This window comes from Fundidesulfovibrio butyratiphilus (assembly GCF_054657235.1).
Window position 1 is genome coordinate 2371835 of the sequence record NZ_BAAHXA010000001.1, and the last position, 16047, is coordinate 2387881.

Below are 16047 nucleotides of genomic sequence, written 5' to 3' on the forward strand. Positions count from 1 at the left end.
CTGCTCACTTTCCAAACAATCACTAGATAGAAAGCTACAATGGTGACAATCAAGACAATTGTGCTTTGAGCTATTGACTTAAATGAGTACATAATGCCCTCAAAATGGGAAGCTGCACGGATCAATGTAAAAATAGTATACAAACAATGCAATGATCACTTCGTTTGTTGTGCTCGTGACAAAAAAATGAACATAATCATCCCCGGCAAAATAAAAATCCGACATGGGCAACCTTTTTCAGCAGGTAAATGATGAGGATGCTCGTAGGAATGGCCACTGCAGGCGGTATCAGGCTCAACAGAATTCGTTTCCAACGTGGCAACATGTCGCTCATGAAAGCCTCATATGGTGCTTGGGCTGCTTGCGGAGGGCGCGCACGGCTCAGTCCGCTTGACCAAACGCAGCAGCGTTATGATGTGCAAAAAATTATATGTGCAAAGTTATTTTGTCAAGCCAAGGCCCGTTTTCAAGCGTAATGCACCAAGAGAATGACTTTAATGAAGTCCCTTGGCTAACTCGGACCTTTTCGGACAGCCTGGACGGGATGGGCGAGGTGGCCATCGGGCCGATTGGCTGTAAGGTGAAGTTGCGAAGCCGCACCTGCAACCAAAGGAAACCACGATGGCCGAGAACAGCATGGCATTAATCGAGCTGATGCAAAAGACCGATGGCGGCGATTTTCTGCGCTCCCTGGCGGAAGCTGTTTTGCAACTTCTCATGGAAGCCGATGTGGACGGCCTGATCGGAGCCAGCCGCCATGAACGGAGTCCCGAGCGAGTCAGCTACCGCAACGGCTACCGGGATCGCAGCCTTGACACCCGCGTCGGCTCTTTACAGCTACGCATCCCCAAGCTGCGCCAGGGCAAGCTACTTTCCGCCCTTCCTGGAGCCACGCAAGACCAGCGAACGTGCCTTGGTGGCCGTCATCCAGGAGGCCTGGATCGGCGGCATATCAACGCGACGCGTGGACGATCTCGTTCAGGCCATGGGGCTTTCCGGCATCTCGAAATCCCAGGTGTCCAAGCTGTGCAAGGACATTGATGAACGGGTACATGCCTTTCTTTGCAGGCCGCTGACGGGAGAATGGCCCTATTTGTGGCTGGACGCGACCTACCTCAAGCAGCGCGAAGGCGGCCGAGTGGTCAGCGTCGCCGATATAATCGCCGTGGCGACGAACACGGAAGGTCGCCGTGAAATCGTGGGGCTGCACATCGGCCCCAGCGAGGCCGAGCCGTTCTGGTCTTTTTTCCTCAAAGGCCTTCTTCGCCGTGGCTTAAGCGGAGTGAAACTGGTCATCTCCGATGCCCATGAAGGCCTCAAGGCCGCGATAGCCAAGACGTTCGGGGCCACGTGGCAGCGTTGCCGGGTTCACTGGATGCGAAACGCCCTGGCCCGCGTCCCCAAATCCCAGCACGCCATGGTCTCCGCCGCCTTGCGCCAGGCCTTTTTACAGTCGGATGCGGCCAGCGCCAGCCAGACCTGGCGGCATGTCGCCGACCAGCTTCGCGGCAAATGGCCAAAACTCGCCAGCTTCATGGATGAAACCGAGCACGACGTGCTGGCCGATTGCCACCTCAAGCAGGTCGGAATTTACACCACGTTGACGGACGTGACCTCCAAAAACGCGGTTTCTCGCGTATTTCCCACCCCTGGAGCTACCCCAATCGCTCCGCCCCTCCACCTCCGCCACCGTCTCTTCCGAAAACTCGCTTCAGTTCCTCTCGAAAGTGTAGGGTCAGGTTCAGTCCGATCTCAGAGCAACCTCGAACCAGTTCAGCGCCATCACCGGTATGGCGGACAACACGCCAAAGACCCAATTGGCGCAATTCAGTTCGGCGGGACAGGGAGGACTCGAAGCCGCCGGAGGACAGAACCAAACCATGCCGCCGGCAACTGGAGAGCAAAATTCGACAAAGCCGAAGGAAATCTCGATTTCACCGCCTCCCCCCGGGTGGACGTCAACGGCAAAACCTGATAAAGATGGCATATACCCCATAACTCATCCTCTTGAATTTTATCAGAGGGCGAAGGAGCTTCGACTGTGGGGACATAACAAAATGCAAAACCATGAAGACTCTGATACACGCCACGCCACGGTAAGCTATCTGCTCACCAAGGAGTTCGGCCCTAATTGGACACGTCTAGCGGGCTATGGCAACGAGATACAAGGCCTTCTGTATCAAGATTTACCCGACCTGTGGAGGCGTTTAAACGGAGAAAGGCCCTGGGCGTTTTCGCTTGATGACTTTGAAGCCAACGAAGTTGGCATTCATCGGGCCGAGCAAGAAATAGAAGCCCAGAACAAACCGTAACGCCACGCGTCGACAAACCGGCTTCACCCTGTCGGAACAATACATTTGCCCGACAGGGTGAAGTTGCAGCCGTAGATGGGGCGAGTTTGCGTATCTCATCTTTCCAATCTACGACGGAAGCATCATGAAACTGGCAAAGATTATTTTCAAGCTCATGAAATTCATTGTTGTCTTCTATGCATTCCTGCTGCTCATTTCCTTGCTGTCACAGCGTGCCTGCTGTCCGACGCCGTCGCAGGAGGACGTCAAACATATGCACATGCTCAAGGAGAAGTTTCCAGAGTACGCGTTTGACTTTGATTGCGAATTTTACATCCGCGTACAGGCAAGAAGCAAGGCGGTTGAGGCGCAAACCACTCAAGAAAAGCTTGAAGAAATATACAGGTGTTTTTTTATGAACGGGTCTGGGGAAAAGCGTGTAGGTTATGTATATTTGAACTATTATGACTCAAGCGGAGAATTTCAGTACCAAATCACATATCTACAAGACAAAAAAATATTTCACAAAAGCCTACAGGACTTCTACTAGTTGTGAAGAATAATGAATATAATAGCATATGACATGTATTCTTGTGCAGCGAAGTAATAGATGCCAAATAAAACCATAACACCACGCGTCGACACACCGGCTCCGCCCTGCTGGAACAATACTGTTGCTCTACAGGGTGGAGCTGTGGCTTTGCAGAATGATCTACCCACATACCTTTACTTTGCAAAATCACCGATGACACCATGAATATGAAAAAAATAGCCATGGCAATTGTTAAGTTATTTGTTTCTATATTCCTGCTTCTACTGTTAGCTCACGTTGTTGTATTACGTGCCTGCTGTTCTGCTCCACAGCCTGGAGATGTCAAACACATGAGCATGCTTAAGGAAAAGTTCCCAGAGTATGAGTTCGCCTTTGACTGTGATATGTATATAAGCGCCAGGGCAAAAACAAAACAGGTTGAAGAAAAAACAGTTCAAGAGGATATTGAAAAAATGTACATGTGCTTTTTCTTTGAAGATTCAGGAGAAAGGAGGCACACATGGTTTGTTTACCTAAACTATTATGATTCAAACAATGTGTTTCAATATCAGATTCATTATAACGAGAATGGAAAAGATTTTGATAGAAGTTTGCAGCCTCATTACTAGGAGTTGGGCGAGCATTCATTCTCCTTTGACTATGACAACGGCCTGAGCATGAAATAAAGCCCAGAAACTGACTAAATCAAACGTCACAAACGTCACTCCTACAAAAACCTTTTAGTTTCAGGCAAATAACATCAAAATGCTTCATTCCAGAGTGACATTTGGGCCAACCGACACGACGATGCGAACATAAAACCTACCCAAACTCACCTACCAGCCTCTCCCCAACCCCCTGCAAAAACGTACATTCCTCCAAAAACACCCCCTCCTGGAAGTCTCCCAGCACCGGGGAGGCCAATCCCCAGCACCCCAGGAAAATCCCAGGAAAACCCTGTTTTGTGGAAATTTGGGGCAGGTCCGGGACAGGCCAGGGGAAGGACCGGAGAAGGCCCAGCAGGCCACCAGGGCAGGGCAAAATCCGATCCCCCTGTGACTCGTTCCGCCTGCCCTTCAGTCAACACCCGCATCAGGGCTCATTCAGGGCGGTCAGGGAGAAGGAAACCGGCCCTGCAAAACAGCAGAGCATCCAGCCCCCTCCTCTTCAGCATCCGAGGATACACTCCGTCTGCGCCAGTCCTGCCCAGTTCTGACCAGACCAGCATGTTTTTTCAGGGATGCACTCAGAATGTCCAAAAGTCCAAACCGCAGCAGGCACACCAGACGCAGGTGAAGACCACCCACCACACATCCCCTTGATTTTTCATCAAGAAGTCGTCTCCAAGGTCGCTTCTGCTCCCCTCCGGCAAGTCCGCCTCCTCACCAGAAGCAAATTTCCGTTCCCCTGGAGGGGACGTCGAAGACAACCCAAACCACCACCCCTTGATAATCCCTCAAGAGGCCATCATCTTTTTGCTCAGTCTTCGCTGCGGCTTGTTGCGAAATACTTTTTCCAACACAGCGAAAAAGCACAACAAAAAACGACCGCTTGAATTTTCCTCAAGGGGTCGTCTTCTGGATGTTCATACAGGGGAATGCTGCTTCACCGAGACTTCGGTGTCCGGGAGCGCCAACAAAAGTGTTGGCGGAGGCAGCCAATGTAAAAAAAAGGAGGGGTTACCCAATTTCTTGGATAACCCCTTGAGGTCTTTGGTGGAGCTGGACGGAATTGAACCGACGACCTCTTGAATGCCATGCCAGCAGCATTGTGAAATTATTAAGCTTTGGCGAGCCAGCCAACAGTTGCCAACGTGTCTTTTTGGCTTCCCCAAAGGAATTTTGGCTTTCAGGGACGGGCCTGCCAACGGTGAATTGGCGGCTGGGGTTGCGCTGGTGGTGAGGCTGTGGTGAGTCAGCCAACTGAGCTTAGGATGGTCCTGGTTCACAGGCTCCTATGACTCGGAGGATATAACGACTTGGTGCTCTTTCCTTTTTCATCAAGAACAGACGGAGGACTTTTTAGTAACGGATCAAGCCTGTCAGCGCCTGCAAAGCAATATCTTACTGATAAAACCTTTCTGTTCCGGAGACTTTTATTATGCGCCAACCGTCCACCTCTTTCTTGACAAAAACAAGAAGATGATGCTGTTTGTCTTCTGACCATCTAAATGAGATAGGCACCACGCTTGTTGTATCATTTACTTTCATTTCTTTATGGATTACGAGAACGTCAAGCCAATCTTCAGCGACATCCTGTGACCTTGTAAAATAATCAGAGTCAAAACAAGCTCGATTATACATAATTCGCAACGTCCTTAACGTGCACCCGTCAACATAACTAGAAAGATCACTATCAATTGTTATTTTTGTTCCGCTACGAATGTAAAATTGGTAAAATTCTTTAACATGATTTTCTGCTGAGTTCAACTTGCAGTGAACGAAGCTAGGTGCAAACAAAAGGACAAACAAACAGAATAACATGGAGCGAGTTATTGCCATCGTTTTTCTCCACAAACAATCAAGCTTCAGGATAAGCGTCAATGCACTTAAATATTTTAAGTTCGCCTTTGATCTTTTTCAAAACAACGATAATAACACCATCAGGAAAGCGATGCCCGACTTTATCTACCTGGACAATGGTCACTGTGGCCACTAAAGTGTCAGGGCCAATATCTTCCACCTGATCAACCAATATGCGCACACCTTTCATGTCTACAGGTGTATCATCAAGCTTGATAAAATAGTCTGTCCTGTCGCACCCAGAATTTACGGGCCTTTTTTTAAGCTCTTCCACTGTATCCCGTGCAACATAGAGATATATGTCACGATGATATTCTGGATACATCACACCCTGGGCCGGTATGTACCATGTGTAAAAATCAGTCAAAAATTTGATTGGATCTTGCTCTGCGCAATACCCTGACGGAGACGACAAAAATGTCAACATAATGAAATAAAAGATTGTTCTACCGAACATTTTTTGCATTACATTGATCTCCTCGTCAGTTCGATCTTCAAATTGGCCTTGCCTTGTACAAGCGACATTCGAACTGTGCTGAATCGGAAGACACCCTTCCTTGCTCATGCAGCAGCATTTTACTTGAAACCAGCTTTAAACTCAAGGCCTGCGATAAATTACATAGGGTGTATTGTTTTTGCGCAGCCCAGGGCTGCCGTAGATGTCTTTTTGCTCAAAATCTGATATCCATTTTTCCCCATCGTACATCGCTGCATGCCCACTTTGATGGTTCGGAGCTTGCTGGATAATAACCACGTCACCTTTTTGGGGCGGCGTATCCGCAGGAACGGGTTTGAAACCAGTGGATTGCCCTAGGGTTTTCTTGGACACCAACTTGGACGTATGGATCGATCGTCCTGGAGGTGTCGAATGGGCAACGAATCGACGGGTCGGAAGCGGTATTGGGCCAAGCACAAGGCGCAGGTCGTTCTCAGGCTTCTTCGCGGTGAGGACCTGGAACACGTCAGCCGCGAGCTTGGCGTCACGGCGGCGGAACTCAGCGAGTGGCGCGACACGTTCCTCGAAGGCGGAGAATCCGGGTTGAAACCTCGTCCTGCCAGGGAAAGCGTCGAGGTGGACCGGCTTCAGTCCAAGATCGGCGAGCAGGCCATGGAGATCGAGCTGTTGCGGGAAAAGATCGCCCGCATGGAGCAAAACCGCCCTTTGGCCCACAGGCGGTCGAGGAAGTGAGCCGCACCTCTTCCGCCTTCACAGGCAGGCCTTTCGGCGTGACCAGGGTCTGCCGCATCTGGGACGTGGCCCGTTCAACGGTGTACTGGCGACGCCAGCCCTCAGACACGGAGCCCAGGCGTCGCGGTCCTCGTGGTTTTCACACCGACGTCGAGCTGGTGGGCGAGATCAAGGGCGTCCTCGCGGAAAGCCCGTTTACCGGCGAGGGGTACCGCAAGGTCTGGGCCATGCTGCGCGACAAAGGCGTCCGGACCTCCAAGGAGCGCACACTCCGTCTGATGCGCGAGAACGACCTTCTTGCGCCCAAACGTCCTGGCAGGCCGCACTGTCCCAAAGCGCACAACGGCACGATTAGAACCGGGCGCGTGGACGAGATGTGGGGCACGGACATGACCACAACCATGACCCTTGCGGAAGGCAACGCCTCGATATTCTTTGCCATCGATCACTGCTCGCTGGAGTTGGTCGGCATCCATGCCGCCAAGCGCGGGACCCGGCTGGAAGCCCTGGAGCCGATCCGGCAGGGCGTGCGCCGCGGCTTTGGGGTGTTCGACAAGGACGCAGCGGCCGGACTGACGCTACGCCACGACCACGGCAGTCAATTCATCTCGGAGGATTTTCAGCGGGAGATCGCCTTCCTTGGGATCAAGGACTCGCCGTCCTATGTGCGCGAGCCCCAAGGCAACGGCATCGCCGAGCGTTTCGTGCGCATCCTCAAGGAAAACCTGCTCTGGGTGCGAGGCTTTCAGACCGTCGAGGACCTGCGTCAAGGACTGCTGGCATTCAAGGAAACATACAACACTCGCTGGCGGGTCGGGCGGCATGGCTACAGGACGCCCGAGCAGTACCGGCAGAAGCTCCTTGCGGCCATGGGCAAGGCGGCATGAATTAGACGAGAAACTGTCCAAGAAACCCTGGACCGGTACACAAAAAGTTTTTTCCACCCCCTCCGAAAAAAAAGGGGAAGCTCTCACCCCCTTGAACGAGGCGCTGTACTGTCTGACACAATACGCAGACCCATGCTTTCTATTTCAAGAGACGACGCCACCGTCTCGCCACATGAACGACCGAGCCGATCAGAAACGCGAGTCCCAGGAAATTGTGTATGTCGATCCAGGCATGATAATTCCTGATCCTCAAAGGCGCTCCAGGCATCGTGATCCAAGGATAGAACCCGGCGAATATCACGCATGCCCCAACAGCAAAGAGCAGTACCTGCTCAAGGCTTCTTTTTTTGATTTTCTCCGGCAGATTGGAGCGCCAGCGCCCAACAATTGACAGTATATATCGCTTATTGTTCAAGACATGAATCCCAAAGCCGACAAGAAACGCCAGGGCCGCCATCTGGTGGATGGTCAGCCAAAAACACTTTCCAAGCCCAAGCAAGGCGTTTCTGCCAGCCCCGGCCCCTCCGTGAAACTTGAAAAGCAAAACCAGTCCGGTACCAAAAACCAGGACCGAGACGACCGTGTTGATTCGGTTGACAATTTTTCTGTCAAGCTTTGCGAGTGCAGTTCCGAGCGATTGAAGAGGAAGACTCATGATGCGTCTCTCCTTGCGATTGCCCAAACTTTTTACTTTACACTCTGGCAAGAAGTCTACGTTTTCCAACAAAAGATCAGCACGGCTTCCGCCAGACTTGGCGCGTGTACGACCGAGCAGTTTCGCTACCCTGGCAGAGGTTGGACCTCGGCCCCAAGGCTCACCGTGCCCCGTTCCACAAACCGACAACGCGCGCCTCAGGGAGCCGGAAAACGCACTCGGACCCCGAGGCCTGGCATGGCGTCCGACAGGCCAAGCACAGCCCCGTGCAGGTCCGCCACGGCCTTGACCAGGGCCAGCCCCAATCCTGACCCCGCCGTGCCTCGGCTTCGATCCAGGCGATAGAACCGCTTGAAGACGTGTTCCCATTCCCGCGCGGGAATGCCTGGGCCGTTGTCCTTCACCGTGGCCACCACGCTTCCTTCTTCCTTGCGCAAGGTCAAAAGGATGCTCGTCCCCTTGGGGCAATGCCTGATGGCGTTTTCCACCAGGTTGGAGAACATCTGCGTGAGGAGCGGGCGGTCGCCACAAATTTCCACGTCCGGGTCGATCGTAGCGCCGAGTGTTTGTCCCTGGTCCTCGGCCACCGGCGCATAGGCCTCGGCTATGGTGGTCATGACGCCTGAAAGGTTCACTCGCGTAAAAGCCGACCTCCTGGTTCCAGCTTCAATCCGGGCGATGCCGAGCATCGAACTGAAGAGGATCAACATTTCATCCGCGTCCGCGATACCCGCCTCCAGGGCTGCATGGCATTCCGGCACGGTGTTGGCCTTGAGTCTGGCTCGTTCCAGCCGTTGGCGCAGATGGTGAAGAGGCATGCGCAGGTCGTGGGCGATGTCGTTGGACACCTGGCGAAGGCTGTCCATGAGCATTTGAATCCGGTCGAGCATGGCGTTGAAGTTGATCGCGAGCTGGTCCAGCTCGTCCCTGGTGGACCGTGTGGGCGCCCGGTCTGCCAGATTTCCCGCCACTATGGCCCGGGTGGTGCGGTTGATGGCGTCTATCCGCCGCAAGAATCCCCGGGAAAGAAGCACCCCGCCGCCCACAGCCAAGAGAAGCGTCGTGACCAGACCCCAACCGAAAGCCAGGAGGATGGCTTCTTTCGCCTCCTCCATGTGGTGACGGTCCTCGCCGACAAGAAGATACCCCCCACCCGGCAGGGTTCGACCGAAGGCGATGACGCCATGCTCGGCTTCCTCTTCGTCCGCTTGCTTGCCTCCCTTGGCCGAAGCCGGCAAGGTCGTAAACCCTTCGGGCCGGGTCGTTACGACGATGTTGCCCGTCAACACACGGCCGGAAGCGTCCATCAGAACGCCGTAGGCCGGCGGAAGGTCGCTCGCGTCCAGGCGTTCCTTCAGGGACCGAACCAGTTCCTCCATCCCCCCGGACTGGAGGTCGTCCATCAGGGCCGAGGACTCGCGCATCAGCGTGTCTTTCGTGAGCTTGAGAAGCGCCTGGCTGGATATCCAGTACACGACCCCGAACAGAATCGAGGCCGACAGAGCGAACAACACGGCGTACAGGGCCGCAAGACGAAAGCTTGCGGTACGGGTCAGTCTAGTGAGGCTCACGAAGAATGTACCCCGCTCCGCGCACGGTGTGGATCAGCTCGGTCGCGAAATCCTTGTCCACTTTGGAGCGCAGCCGGCTGATGTTGGTTTCCACCACGTTGGTCTGGGGATCGAAATGGAACTCCCAGACCTGCTCCAGAAGCATGGTCTTGGTGACCACCCGCCCGGCGTTGCGGGCCAGGTACTCCAGCAGTTTGAACTCCATGGGCTTCAGGTCCAGCGCGGTCCCGGCCCTGGTGGCGGTGCGGGTCAGCAGGTCGATCTCCAGGTCGGCGACCTGAAGCTTGACCACCACCTCGGCCAAGGGTGGACGCCTGGCCAGGGCGTTGACCCGGGCGAGAAGCTCCGAGAAGGCGAAAGGCTTGCCCAGATAATCGTCGCCCCCGGCGTTGAGGCCTTCCACCCGGTCGTCTATGCCCCCCAGGGTGGTCAAAAACAGAATGGGGGTCTTCACCCCCGCCGACCTGGCGGCCTTGACCAGCGCAACGCCGTCGAGTCCCGGAAGCATGCGGTCCACGACCATCACGTCGTGGCTCGCCGAGGACGCCATGAGCAGTCCTTCGAGCCCGTCCGGGGCGTAGTCCACCACGTGACCGTGCTCCTTGAGCCCCTCCGACACGTAGGAGGCGGTTTCGGCGTCGTCTTCGATCAGCAGGATTTTCATGGCCAACCTTTGAACATGTCAAGCGATCCCTGAAAAGGCGGTATAAGGTGGAAAGGACTGCCAGTTTCCCATCATCGTCTCGACGCCTACCGCCCCCTGCGCCATCGATCGAGCAGGAAGATTCCAATCAACAGGGGCGCTCCCAGGGCCACGGGCAGAACCCGGTTTGAAGCGACTACGGGTTTTTCCCGCACTTGAAAGTCCGCGAAGGGACTCGTCAAGAGGGCCGTACTCCCTCGGCTGACCGCGCAGATGACGACCCGGTAGGTTCCGGCCTGAATAAGACGCATGGGCCAGTCCACTTCCAGGCTTTGTCCAGGCTTCAGACTTGCCGCCGAGATGGCCTTGTGCGCGCTCCAGTCCTCAAGGTCCATGGGCTGCTCATGGCCGGGATCGGTGCGCAGCAGGCTGATCCAGGCGGTAAGGCCCTCAACGGAAGTCGCGCCGGTGTTTGCGATGGTGGAATGGAATTTCAGGCGATCCCCCATGCGGGGATCGGTTGGATTCCCCGCAAGAGGAGCCAGGCTTATGGAAAGAGCCGCCCTGGCGGGAACCGTCGCCGCCAGCAGCAGGCCCACCATCAGGGCGAATGCGCGCAGCATGTTCACAGGCCGCCTCCTTCCCGAATCAAGCGTTGAAAAGCGGCGTGGGCGAACCAGGCCGCCAGGGCCAACCAGATCAAAATGACCAGTAACGCTCCCCACTGGGACACAAGAGACGCGGAATCGATGATCACCGCGTCATAGGCGTTAACCGCCACCGCGAACGGGTTCACGGCGTCGAAGAACTTTCCCACCGCCGTCTGGCGCAGGCTGGGACCGATGAGCAGCGGGCTGGCCGCCACCAGCAGGACGATGAGGCCTGTCAGCAGCGCGCCTCGCAAGGACCCGACACGAGCGCCCAACCCCATGGCGAAAAAACCGAATCCGAGCACCACGGGCGATCCAAGCAGGGCCAGGACGGCCATACCGTCCGCGAGGTTCTGGCCTGTGCTGCCCACGGCCCAAAGGTAGGGCAGGGAGAGGATGAACATGACCACCCACACGGCCACGAGTCCTCCGATCTTGCCGAGCAAGACGGCTCCCCGTGGAGTCGGGATCAAGAGCAGTGGCGTCAGGCTGCCGCGCTCGCGTTCGCCAGCCAGGGAGTCCACCCCCAAGACGATGGCGATGAGCGCGCCGAGGGCGGTGACCATGGCCGACATATCGTAAACGACCTGGGCGTTATCGAGCAGGCTGAGCTCGACGTCGCTCACCAGGAGCAGACAGAACGCCGAAAGCGATGCCGCCATGGCAAGAAGCCAACCCAACCCGCGAGGGCTCTTCAAGAGCTCTCCCGCTTCCTTTCGAGCGATAAGCGTCATGGCGTTCATGCGGGCCTCCCCGTGGGAGTGGTAAGGGCCAGATAGAGCGCCTCCAGGCCGCTCCCTTCCTCCCTGATCTCCACCACTGGCCAGCCGAGGGACAACAACTCCCGCCACGCCTCGGCTGGAGAACCGTTCGTGGCAATGTCCACCACGCACCAATCCGCCTCGCGAGCCACGATGCTGGAGAGGGTCGGCGCGCTCGCGCCGGGAGGGATGTCCGTCTCCAGACGAATACGATAGCGCGCGTTTCTTTGATGTTCTTGAAGAAGATCGGAGAGCATCCCCTCGACCACGGTCCGGCCTTCCACGATGACGCCAACGCGCGAACACAGACGATCCACATCGTCAAGAAGGTGGGTGCAGAGCAAAATGCCTATGCCTCGATGCGCCAATTGCAGAAAGAGGTCGTGCATCTCCCGCCTGCCGCGCGGGTCAAGCCCATTCGTCGGTTCGTCCAGAACAAGAAGTTTCGGGTCCGGAAGAAGCGCCCGAGCCAGGGCAAGGCGCTGGCGCATGCCGCGTGAAAAGGCGCCGATCAGTTGTCCGGGCCGTGAAACGAGTCCGACCAGGTCCATGTGCTTGCGCATGGCGTCGGGCGTGGACTCTCGGCCATACAACTTGGCGAAAAACCCCAAATACGCCTCGGCGGACATCCAGTCATAAAATCCGCATCGTTCGGGCAAGACGCCAAGGGCGCTCCAAACGCTTTGCGACGCGACGCGAGGATCTTGGCCGAAAACCCGCACGGTTCCTGACTCCGGGCACAGCAGCCCCAGGGTGGTGGCGATGGTGGTGGACTTCCCGGCTCCATTGGGGCCAAGAAGCCCATAGATTTCTCCCTCACCCAGCGTCAGGTCGACTCCATGCAGCACCTGAGTTCCCCCGCGTTTCAGACAGAGGGATTGGATTGAGAGCAGCATTTCAAGTTTCCTCAATTATAAAAAGATGTTGGATCAAGATGGATGCCTGCGGCTTGTCCCGGGCATCCGCAAGGTCTCTCTCCCGGCATATTCACGCCGGGTCCTCGCCGCAGCTTCTCATGGCTTGGCCGGCAGGTCCGGCCCCATCTGAAGCCTGGTCAACGCGTTGGACAAGGAGGCCGCCTTCTTGGACGAGACGGTGGAAAGAATATCACCGGCCTGGCGGCCCTTCATTCCGGCCAGAATCTTGACTGCGGTGGGAACGTCCAGAGCTTCCAGCGCCGCCCCGGCCTGCCTGGGCTTCATGTTGGAATACACGTCGATAAGGTGCGCCAGACGCGCGTCTTTGATGGACTTCGCCTCGTTCAGCATTGAGGTGAGCGTGGCTTCAAGTTGCTTCAACTGCGCCATCCGGGCGTTCATCTGGTCCTCGAGGCTCTTGAGGGCCTGCTCCCTGCGGTCCAGGTCCGCACATCTGTTCAGGTCCCCAGGCGCTGTTGTCTGCGCGTGGGCCGCTTGCGTGGGCAGCAGGGTCACCGCCATCACGGCCAGCAGGGCCAGGCCAAGCAGCGCACCGGGCAGCCGCGCCGAAAGAAACGAGGAGCGCCGCGACCCGTCGGCAACTTCCTGTCCCGAGGTATTTCCTGTGTTCATGCCGCCTCCGGAGTTCAAGGTTGTTACAAGCGGGGCCCCCTCCATCGGGAGCCCCGCACCATTTTGTGAGTGCATAGAGAGAGGAGGGCTCTAGTCGTCGTGGTCCTTTTCCTTGCCTTGGACCAGCTTGACGACATCGCCCGTAGCGGCGTTTATGACGACCTCGTACACGACGTTCCCCTTTGCCAGGGATATTTCAAAACGCTTCTTCTTGTTCTTGCTCTCGAACCCCGCCTCGAAGGTCTTTCCTCCATTCAGCCCTTCGGCCTTGGCAATGGCCTGGGCCAGGGTGAGCTTGGCCTGGTCGAGCCCGGCGTACTTCTTGTCCTTTTCCTTGCCGCCAAACCAGCCCAGTTCCGTGTCGTCCTTGGAGGAGACAACCGCGCCCGTGTCCGAGTTGATGACGGTCTTGAGCTTCTTCTCCTGGTTCAGGCTGACCACCACGTAAACCGGCGCGCCCTTTTCCCAACGCAAGAGGGCTTTCACGGGCTGTCCTCCCTGCTTCTCGACCGCGTTCACGGCCTGAAGCAGCGTGGTCTTGGCCGTGGACACGGCGGCAAGGTCCTTGGGGTCCTCCTTGTCGGCCATGGCTGGTCCGCACAGAGCCAGGGCGAAACCCAAAATGGCCAGGGGGAGAAGAACAGTCTTCATGCGTTTCATGATTCGTGAGGTGGTCGCAGAAAATTGGACAGCCTGTTAAGCTCTAGTCCTCGACGCAGGAGGACGGTTTTCGATGTCCAAGCGACGGAAGTTTTCAGCGGAGTTTAAGGCGAAAGTGGCGCTCGAGGCCCTGTCCGGCGAATTGACCTTGGCCGAGCTGGCCAGCAAGTACGACGTGCACCCGACGCAGATCACCGGTTGGAAGCGCCAGGCCAAGGAGGGTATGGTTGCGGCCTTTTCCGGGAAGGCGGCGACCGTACAGAAGGATGCTGCCGCCGAAATCCGGGAACTCCATGCCAAAATCGGCCAGTTGACCGTGGAAAAAGATTTTTTAGAACGAGCCTTCGCCAAACGATGAGTCGCGAGCGAAGGCGCGGGATGGTCGAACGTCACCATCCCCGACTCAGTGTCTGCCGTCAGTGTCACATTCTCGGGCTGGCCAGGTCGACGTGGTATCATCGCCCGAAGGGCGAATCGGCCATGAACCTGGACCTGATGCGGCGTATCGACGAGCAATTTCTGGAGACGCCGTTTTACGGATCGCGCCAGATGCAACGACATTTGCGGCATCAGGGCATCGAGGTCGGACGTGGCCGCGTGCGGCGGTTGATGCGCAAAATGGGACTAATGGCGATTTACCAGAAGCCCAGGACCAGCCAGCCGCATCCCGATCACAAGATCTATCCGTACCTGCTGCGCGATCTTGCGATCAAACGGCCGGATCAAGCGTGGTGCGCCGACATCACGTATATACCGATGAAGCGAGGCTTCCTGTATCTGGTGGCGGTCATGGACTGGCATAGCCGGGCCGTGCTGTCCTGGCGGCTGTCGAACACCCTGGACGCTGATTTTTGCGTTGACGCCTTGCAAGAGGCCATGAATCGCTATGGAGTGCCGGAAATCTTCAACACGGATCAGGGATCGCAGTTCACTGGCCAGAACTTCACGCAGACTCTCAAAGATGCCGGCGTTGCCATCTCCATGGATGGCAAGGGCCGATGGATGGATAACGTCTTTATCGAGCGGCTGTGGCGCTCGGTGAAATGGGAGTGTGTCTACCTGCGAGAGTTCGAAACAGGCAGGCAAGCCCGTCAGGCGCTCGGAAACTGGTTTCACTTCTACAACGAGCAGCGGCCGCATACGGCCTTTGACGGTCGCCGACCCATGGACGTATACCGAGATGGCCACTCAGCCTCAAAGGCGGCATGACCACCAACCGGGCTAGAGCTTAACTTTGCCGCCAATCTGTCCAAACAAATGGGACCACTTCACACCAGGGTTTGACCTCGAAAAGGGGAGTCCAAAAGCGCGGTTTCCCGCGTATTTGAACCAACTACGCAGAGAACTTCCTATTTTAATTGAATAATTAGCTCCTTGCCCACCGCCTTCGCATACTTCCTCAATGTCGACACGGAGGGTGAATGCTTGCCACTGGACAAAGCAGATTCCAAACGGGCAATGGACGGTGCTTTCGTTCCCATCAAGGCAGCCACCTGGGCCTGACTGAGGCCAGCTTCTTTTCTTGCCCGCAGAAGCTCATCCAAGAGAGCAAACTCTGGAGCCATGGCATCGTAGGCTTCCTTGACCGCAGGGTTTGCAAGCATTTTTTTTGCAAGTTCCTCATGGGTTAACATGCTTTTACCTCCTGCATTCGTTTTATTGCGACCAGAATCTCCCGTTTGGGAGTCTTATCGGACTTTTTAATAAAGTGGTGAAGCATAACAATTTTCTTCCCGACAAGAGTGCAATAGAAAACTCTGGCAATTCCTTCAGCACCTTTCAAACGAAGTTCGAAAAGACCGTCTCCCATCGCCCTGGTATGCGGCAACCCTAGATCAGCGCCGAATACTCGCATCCGTGCCGTAAGATGCAGATAACGAGCCTGGAGGGTGACTGGCATCGCCAGAATCTCCTCCTGTAACAAATCACTATAATAGAATATTTCCCATTCCACGGCCCTAGATAACAAATATGTTACTGTTAGTCAAGGGGAGAACCGTCCTTTTCGACCTGGGCGACGTCGGTTTGACGAAGGAGCAGGCCCGGAAGGAGCTGGAGCAGTTGCTTGCCGGTGCGTCAGAAGAGCAGGTACGAGCCATCCTGACCATGGCCAGGGTCTTGCTCGCGAAGTGATGG

General features: G+C 55.9%; 21 protein-coding genes and 1 pseudogene. 8 read left to right on the top strand and 14 right to left on the bottom strand.

Annotated features, from left to right (window positions below; genetic code table 11):
* Nucleotides 1-196: 196 nt before the first annotated feature.
* On the bottom strand, nt 197-334 hold the full coding sequence (locus ACYQ01_RS10795) for a hypothetical protein (protein ID WP_459933846.1): 138 nt from the start codon (nt 332-334) through the stop codon (nt 197-199).
* Between the two features lie 287 nt (nt 335-621).
* Here ACYQ01_RS10795 and ACYQ01_RS10800 point away from each other — a divergent pair.
* The 4 genes and pseudogenes from ACYQ01_RS10800 to ACYQ01_RS10815 all read left to right on the top strand — a co-directional run.
* Nucleotides 622-1564: pseudogene (locus ACYQ01_RS10800) on the top strand (IS256 family transposase); the annotation flags it as partial.
* 493 nt (nt 1565-2057) lie between these two features.
* The gene (locus ACYQ01_RS10805; protein WP_459933847.1) at nt 2058-2312 is read left to right on the top strand and encodes a hypothetical protein; all 255 of its coding nucleotides are present in this window, start codon (nt 2058-2060) and stop codon (nt 2310-2312) included.
* A gap of 124 nt (nt 2313-2436) precedes the next feature.
* Nucleotides 2437-2841 (top strand): hypothetical protein, encoded by a 405-nt coding sequence (locus ACYQ01_RS10810; RefSeq protein ID WP_459933848.1) that lies wholly within the window; start codon nt 2437-2439, stop codon nt 2839-2841.
* Between the two features lie 203 nt (nt 2842-3044).
* Nucleotides 3045-3452, top strand: coding sequence for a hypothetical protein (locus tag ACYQ01_RS10815; RefSeq protein ID WP_459933849.1), 408 nt, complete (start codon nt 3045-3047; stop codon nt 3450-3452).
* Between the two features lie 1434 nt (nt 3453-4886).
* Here the strand turns inward: ACYQ01_RS10815 and ACYQ01_RS10820 are convergent.
* The 3 genes from ACYQ01_RS10820 to ACYQ01_RS10830 all read right to left on the bottom strand — a co-directional run bounded on the left by ACYQ01_RS10820 (nt 4887) and on the right by ACYQ01_RS10830 (nt 6174).
* Entirely contained in the window at nt 4887-5324 is a 438-nt protein-coding gene (locus ACYQ01_RS10820) for a DUF3828 domain-containing protein (RefSeq protein ID WP_459933850.1), read from the bottom strand.
* A gap of 19 nt (nt 5325-5343) precedes the next feature.
* On the bottom strand, nt 5344-5811 hold the full coding sequence (locus tag ACYQ01_RS10825) for a hypothetical protein (RefSeq protein ID WP_459933851.1): 468 nt from the start codon (nt 5809-5811) through the stop codon (nt 5344-5346).
* A 132-nt stretch (nt 5812-5943) separates the two neighbouring features.
* On the bottom strand, nt 5944-6174 hold the full coding sequence (locus ACYQ01_RS10830) for a hypothetical protein (protein WP_459933852.1): 231 nt from the start codon (nt 6172-6174) through the stop codon (nt 5944-5946).
* Nucleotides 6175-6213: 39 nt separating this feature from the next.
* On the opposite strand from ACYQ01_RS10830, the gene ACYQ01_RS10835 reads away from it, so the two are divergent.
* Both ACYQ01_RS10835 and ACYQ01_RS10840 read left to right on the top strand, forming a co-directional pair.
* On the top strand, nt 6214-6534 hold the full coding sequence (locus tag ACYQ01_RS10835) for a transposase (protein ID WP_459933853.1): 321 nt from the start codon (nt 6214-6216) through the stop codon (nt 6532-6534).
* Nucleotides 6531-7421, top strand: a complete 891-nt coding sequence (locus ACYQ01_RS10840; RefSeq protein WP_459933854.1) for a transposase — start codon at nt 6531-6533, stop codon at nt 7419-7421. The genes ACYQ01_RS10835 and ACYQ01_RS10840 overlap by 4 nt, the downstream gene beginning before the upstream one ends.
* A 139-nt stretch (nt 7422-7560) precedes the next feature.
* On the opposite strand, the gene ACYQ01_RS10845 is transcribed toward ACYQ01_RS10840, so the two are convergent.
* From ACYQ01_RS10845 to ACYQ01_RS10880, 8 genes are all read right to left on the bottom strand, one after another.
* Nucleotides 7561-8076, bottom strand: a complete 516-nt coding sequence (locus tag ACYQ01_RS10845; protein WP_459933855.1) for a DUF4405 domain-containing protein — start codon at nt 8074-8076, stop codon at nt 7561-7563.
* Between the two features lie 197 nt (nt 8077-8273).
* The gene (locus tag ACYQ01_RS10850; RefSeq protein ID WP_459933856.1) at nt 8274-9647 is read right to left on the bottom strand and encodes a sensor histidine kinase; all 1374 of its coding nucleotides are present in this window, start codon (nt 9645-9647) and stop codon (nt 8274-8276) included.
* Nucleotides 9634-10311, bottom strand: a complete 678-nt coding sequence (locus tag ACYQ01_RS10855) for a winged helix-turn-helix domain-containing protein (protein ID WP_459933857.1) — start codon at nt 10309-10311, stop codon at nt 9634-9636. The genes ACYQ01_RS10850 and ACYQ01_RS10855 overlap by 14 nt, the downstream gene beginning before the upstream one ends.
* 86 nt (nt 10312-10397) lie before the next feature.
* The gene (locus ACYQ01_RS10860; protein ID WP_459933858.1) at nt 10398-10913 is read right to left on the bottom strand and encodes a hypothetical protein; all 516 of its coding nucleotides are present in this window, start codon (nt 10911-10913) and stop codon (nt 10398-10400) included.
* A 2-nt stretch (nt 10914-10915) separates the two neighbouring features.
* Complete coding sequence (locus ACYQ01_RS10865) at nt 10916-11683, bottom strand: ABC transporter permease (RefSeq protein WP_459933859.1); 768 nt, start codon at nt 11681-11683, stop codon at nt 10916-10918.
* The gene (locus tag ACYQ01_RS10870; RefSeq protein ID WP_459933860.1) at nt 11680-12597 is read right to left on the bottom strand and encodes an ABC transporter ATP-binding protein; all 918 of its coding nucleotides are present in this window, start codon (nt 12595-12597) and stop codon (nt 11680-11682) included. The genes ACYQ01_RS10865 and ACYQ01_RS10870 overlap by 4 nt, the downstream gene beginning before the upstream one ends.
* 117 nt (nt 12598-12714) lie before the next feature.
* Entirely contained in the window at nt 12715-13251 is a 537-nt protein-coding gene (locus tag ACYQ01_RS10875) for a MotE family protein (RefSeq protein ID WP_459933861.1), read from the bottom strand.
* Nucleotides 13252-13341: 90 nt separating this feature from the next.
* A complete protein-coding gene (locus tag ACYQ01_RS10880) occupies nt 13342-13902 on the bottom strand; it encodes a PepSY domain-containing protein (protein WP_459933862.1) in 561 nt (186 codons plus the stop codon).
* An 82-nt stretch (nt 13903-13984) separates the two neighbouring features.
* Between ACYQ01_RS10880 and ACYQ01_RS10885 the strand changes: the two genes are divergently transcribed.
* A protein-coding gene (locus ACYQ01_RS10885) for an IS3 family transposase (protein WP_459932118.1) occupies nt 13985-15120 on the top strand; the annotation gives its coding sequence in 2 pieces (ribosomal slippage) (nt 13985-14257 and nt 14260-15120; 1134 coding nt in all).
* Nucleotides 15121-15260: 140 nt separating this feature from the next.
* On the opposite strand, the gene ACYQ01_RS10890 is transcribed toward ACYQ01_RS10885, so the two are convergent.
* Together ACYQ01_RS10890 and ACYQ01_RS10895 are read right to left on the bottom strand one after the other, a co-directional pair.
* The gene (locus tag ACYQ01_RS10890; protein WP_459933863.1) at nt 15261-15545 is read right to left on the bottom strand and encodes a helix-turn-helix domain-containing protein; all 285 of its coding nucleotides are present in this window, start codon (nt 15543-15545) and stop codon (nt 15261-15263) included.
* A complete protein-coding gene (locus tag ACYQ01_RS10895) occupies nt 15539-15865 on the bottom strand; it encodes a type II toxin-antitoxin system RelE/ParE family toxin (RefSeq protein WP_459933864.1) in 327 nt (108 codons plus the stop codon). The genes ACYQ01_RS10890 and ACYQ01_RS10895 overlap by 7 nt, the downstream gene beginning before the upstream one ends.
* Nucleotides 15866-15882: 17 nt before the next feature.
* Here ACYQ01_RS10895 and ACYQ01_RS10900 point away from each other — a divergent pair, with 17 nt between their 5' ends.
* Entirely contained in the window at nt 15883-16044 is a 162-nt protein-coding gene (locus ACYQ01_RS10900; RefSeq protein ID WP_459933865.1) for a hypothetical protein, read from the top strand.
* The last annotated feature ends 3 nt before the right edge of the window (nt 16045-16047 follow it).

Coding starts and splice junctions, on each gene's coding strand:
- ACYQ01_RS10795 (WP_459933846.1), bottom strand. CDS start 334: ATGAGCGACATGTTGCCACGTTGGAAACGAATTCTGTTGAGCCTGATA.
- ACYQ01_RS10805 (WP_459933847.1), top strand. CDS start 2,058: ATGCAAAACCATGAAGACTCTGATACACGCCACGCCACGGTAAGCTAT.
- ACYQ01_RS10810 (WP_459933848.1), top strand. CDS start 2,437: ATGAAACTGGCAAAGATTATTTTCAAGCTCATGAAATTCATTGTTGTC.
- ACYQ01_RS10815 (WP_459933849.1), top strand. CDS start 3,045: ATGAATATGAAAAAAATAGCCATGGCAATTGTTAAGTTATTTGTTTCT.
- ACYQ01_RS10820 (WP_459933850.1), bottom strand. CDS start 5,324: ATGGCAATAACTCGCTCCATGTTATTCTGTTTGTTTGTCCTTTTGTTT.
- ACYQ01_RS10825 (WP_459933851.1), bottom strand. CDS start 5,811: ATGCAAAAAATGTTCGGTAGAACAATCTTTTATTTCATTATGTTGACA.
- ACYQ01_RS10835 (WP_459933853.1), top strand. CDS start 6,214: ATGGGCAACGAATCGACGGGTCGGAAGCGGTATTGGGCCAAGCACAAG.
- ACYQ01_RS10845 (WP_459933855.1), bottom strand. CDS start 8,076: ATGAGTCTTCCTCTTCAATCGCTCGGAACTGCACTCGCAAAGCTTGAC.
- ACYQ01_RS10855 (WP_459933857.1), bottom strand. CDS start 10,311: ATGAAAATCCTGCTGATCGAAGACGACGCCGAAACCGCCTCCTACGTG.
- ACYQ01_RS10860 (WP_459933858.1), bottom strand. CDS start 10,913: ATGCTGCGCGCATTCGCCCTGATGGTGGGCCTGCTGCTGGCGGCGACG.
- ACYQ01_RS10865 (WP_459933859.1), bottom strand. CDS start 11,683: ATGAACGCCATGACGCTTATCGCTCGAAAGGAAGCGGGAGAGCTCTTG.
- ACYQ01_RS10870 (WP_459933860.1), bottom strand. CDS start 12,597: ATGCTGCTCTCAATCCAATCCCTCTGTCTGAAACGCGGGGGAACTCAG.
- ACYQ01_RS10875 (WP_459933861.1), bottom strand. CDS start 13,251: ATGAACACAGGAAATACCTCGGGACAGGAAGTTGCCGACGGGTCGCGG.
- ACYQ01_RS10880 (WP_459933862.1), bottom strand. CDS start 13,902: ATGAAGACTGTTCTTCTCCCCCTGGCCATTTTGGGTTTCGCCCTGGCT.
- ACYQ01_RS10890 (WP_459933863.1), bottom strand. CDS start 15,545: ATGTTAACCCATGAGGAACTTGCAAAAAAAATGCTTGCAAACCCTGCG.
- ACYQ01_RS10900 (WP_459933865.1), top strand. CDS start 15,883: ATGTTACTGTTAGTCAAGGGGAGAACCGTCCTTTTCGACCTGGGCGAC.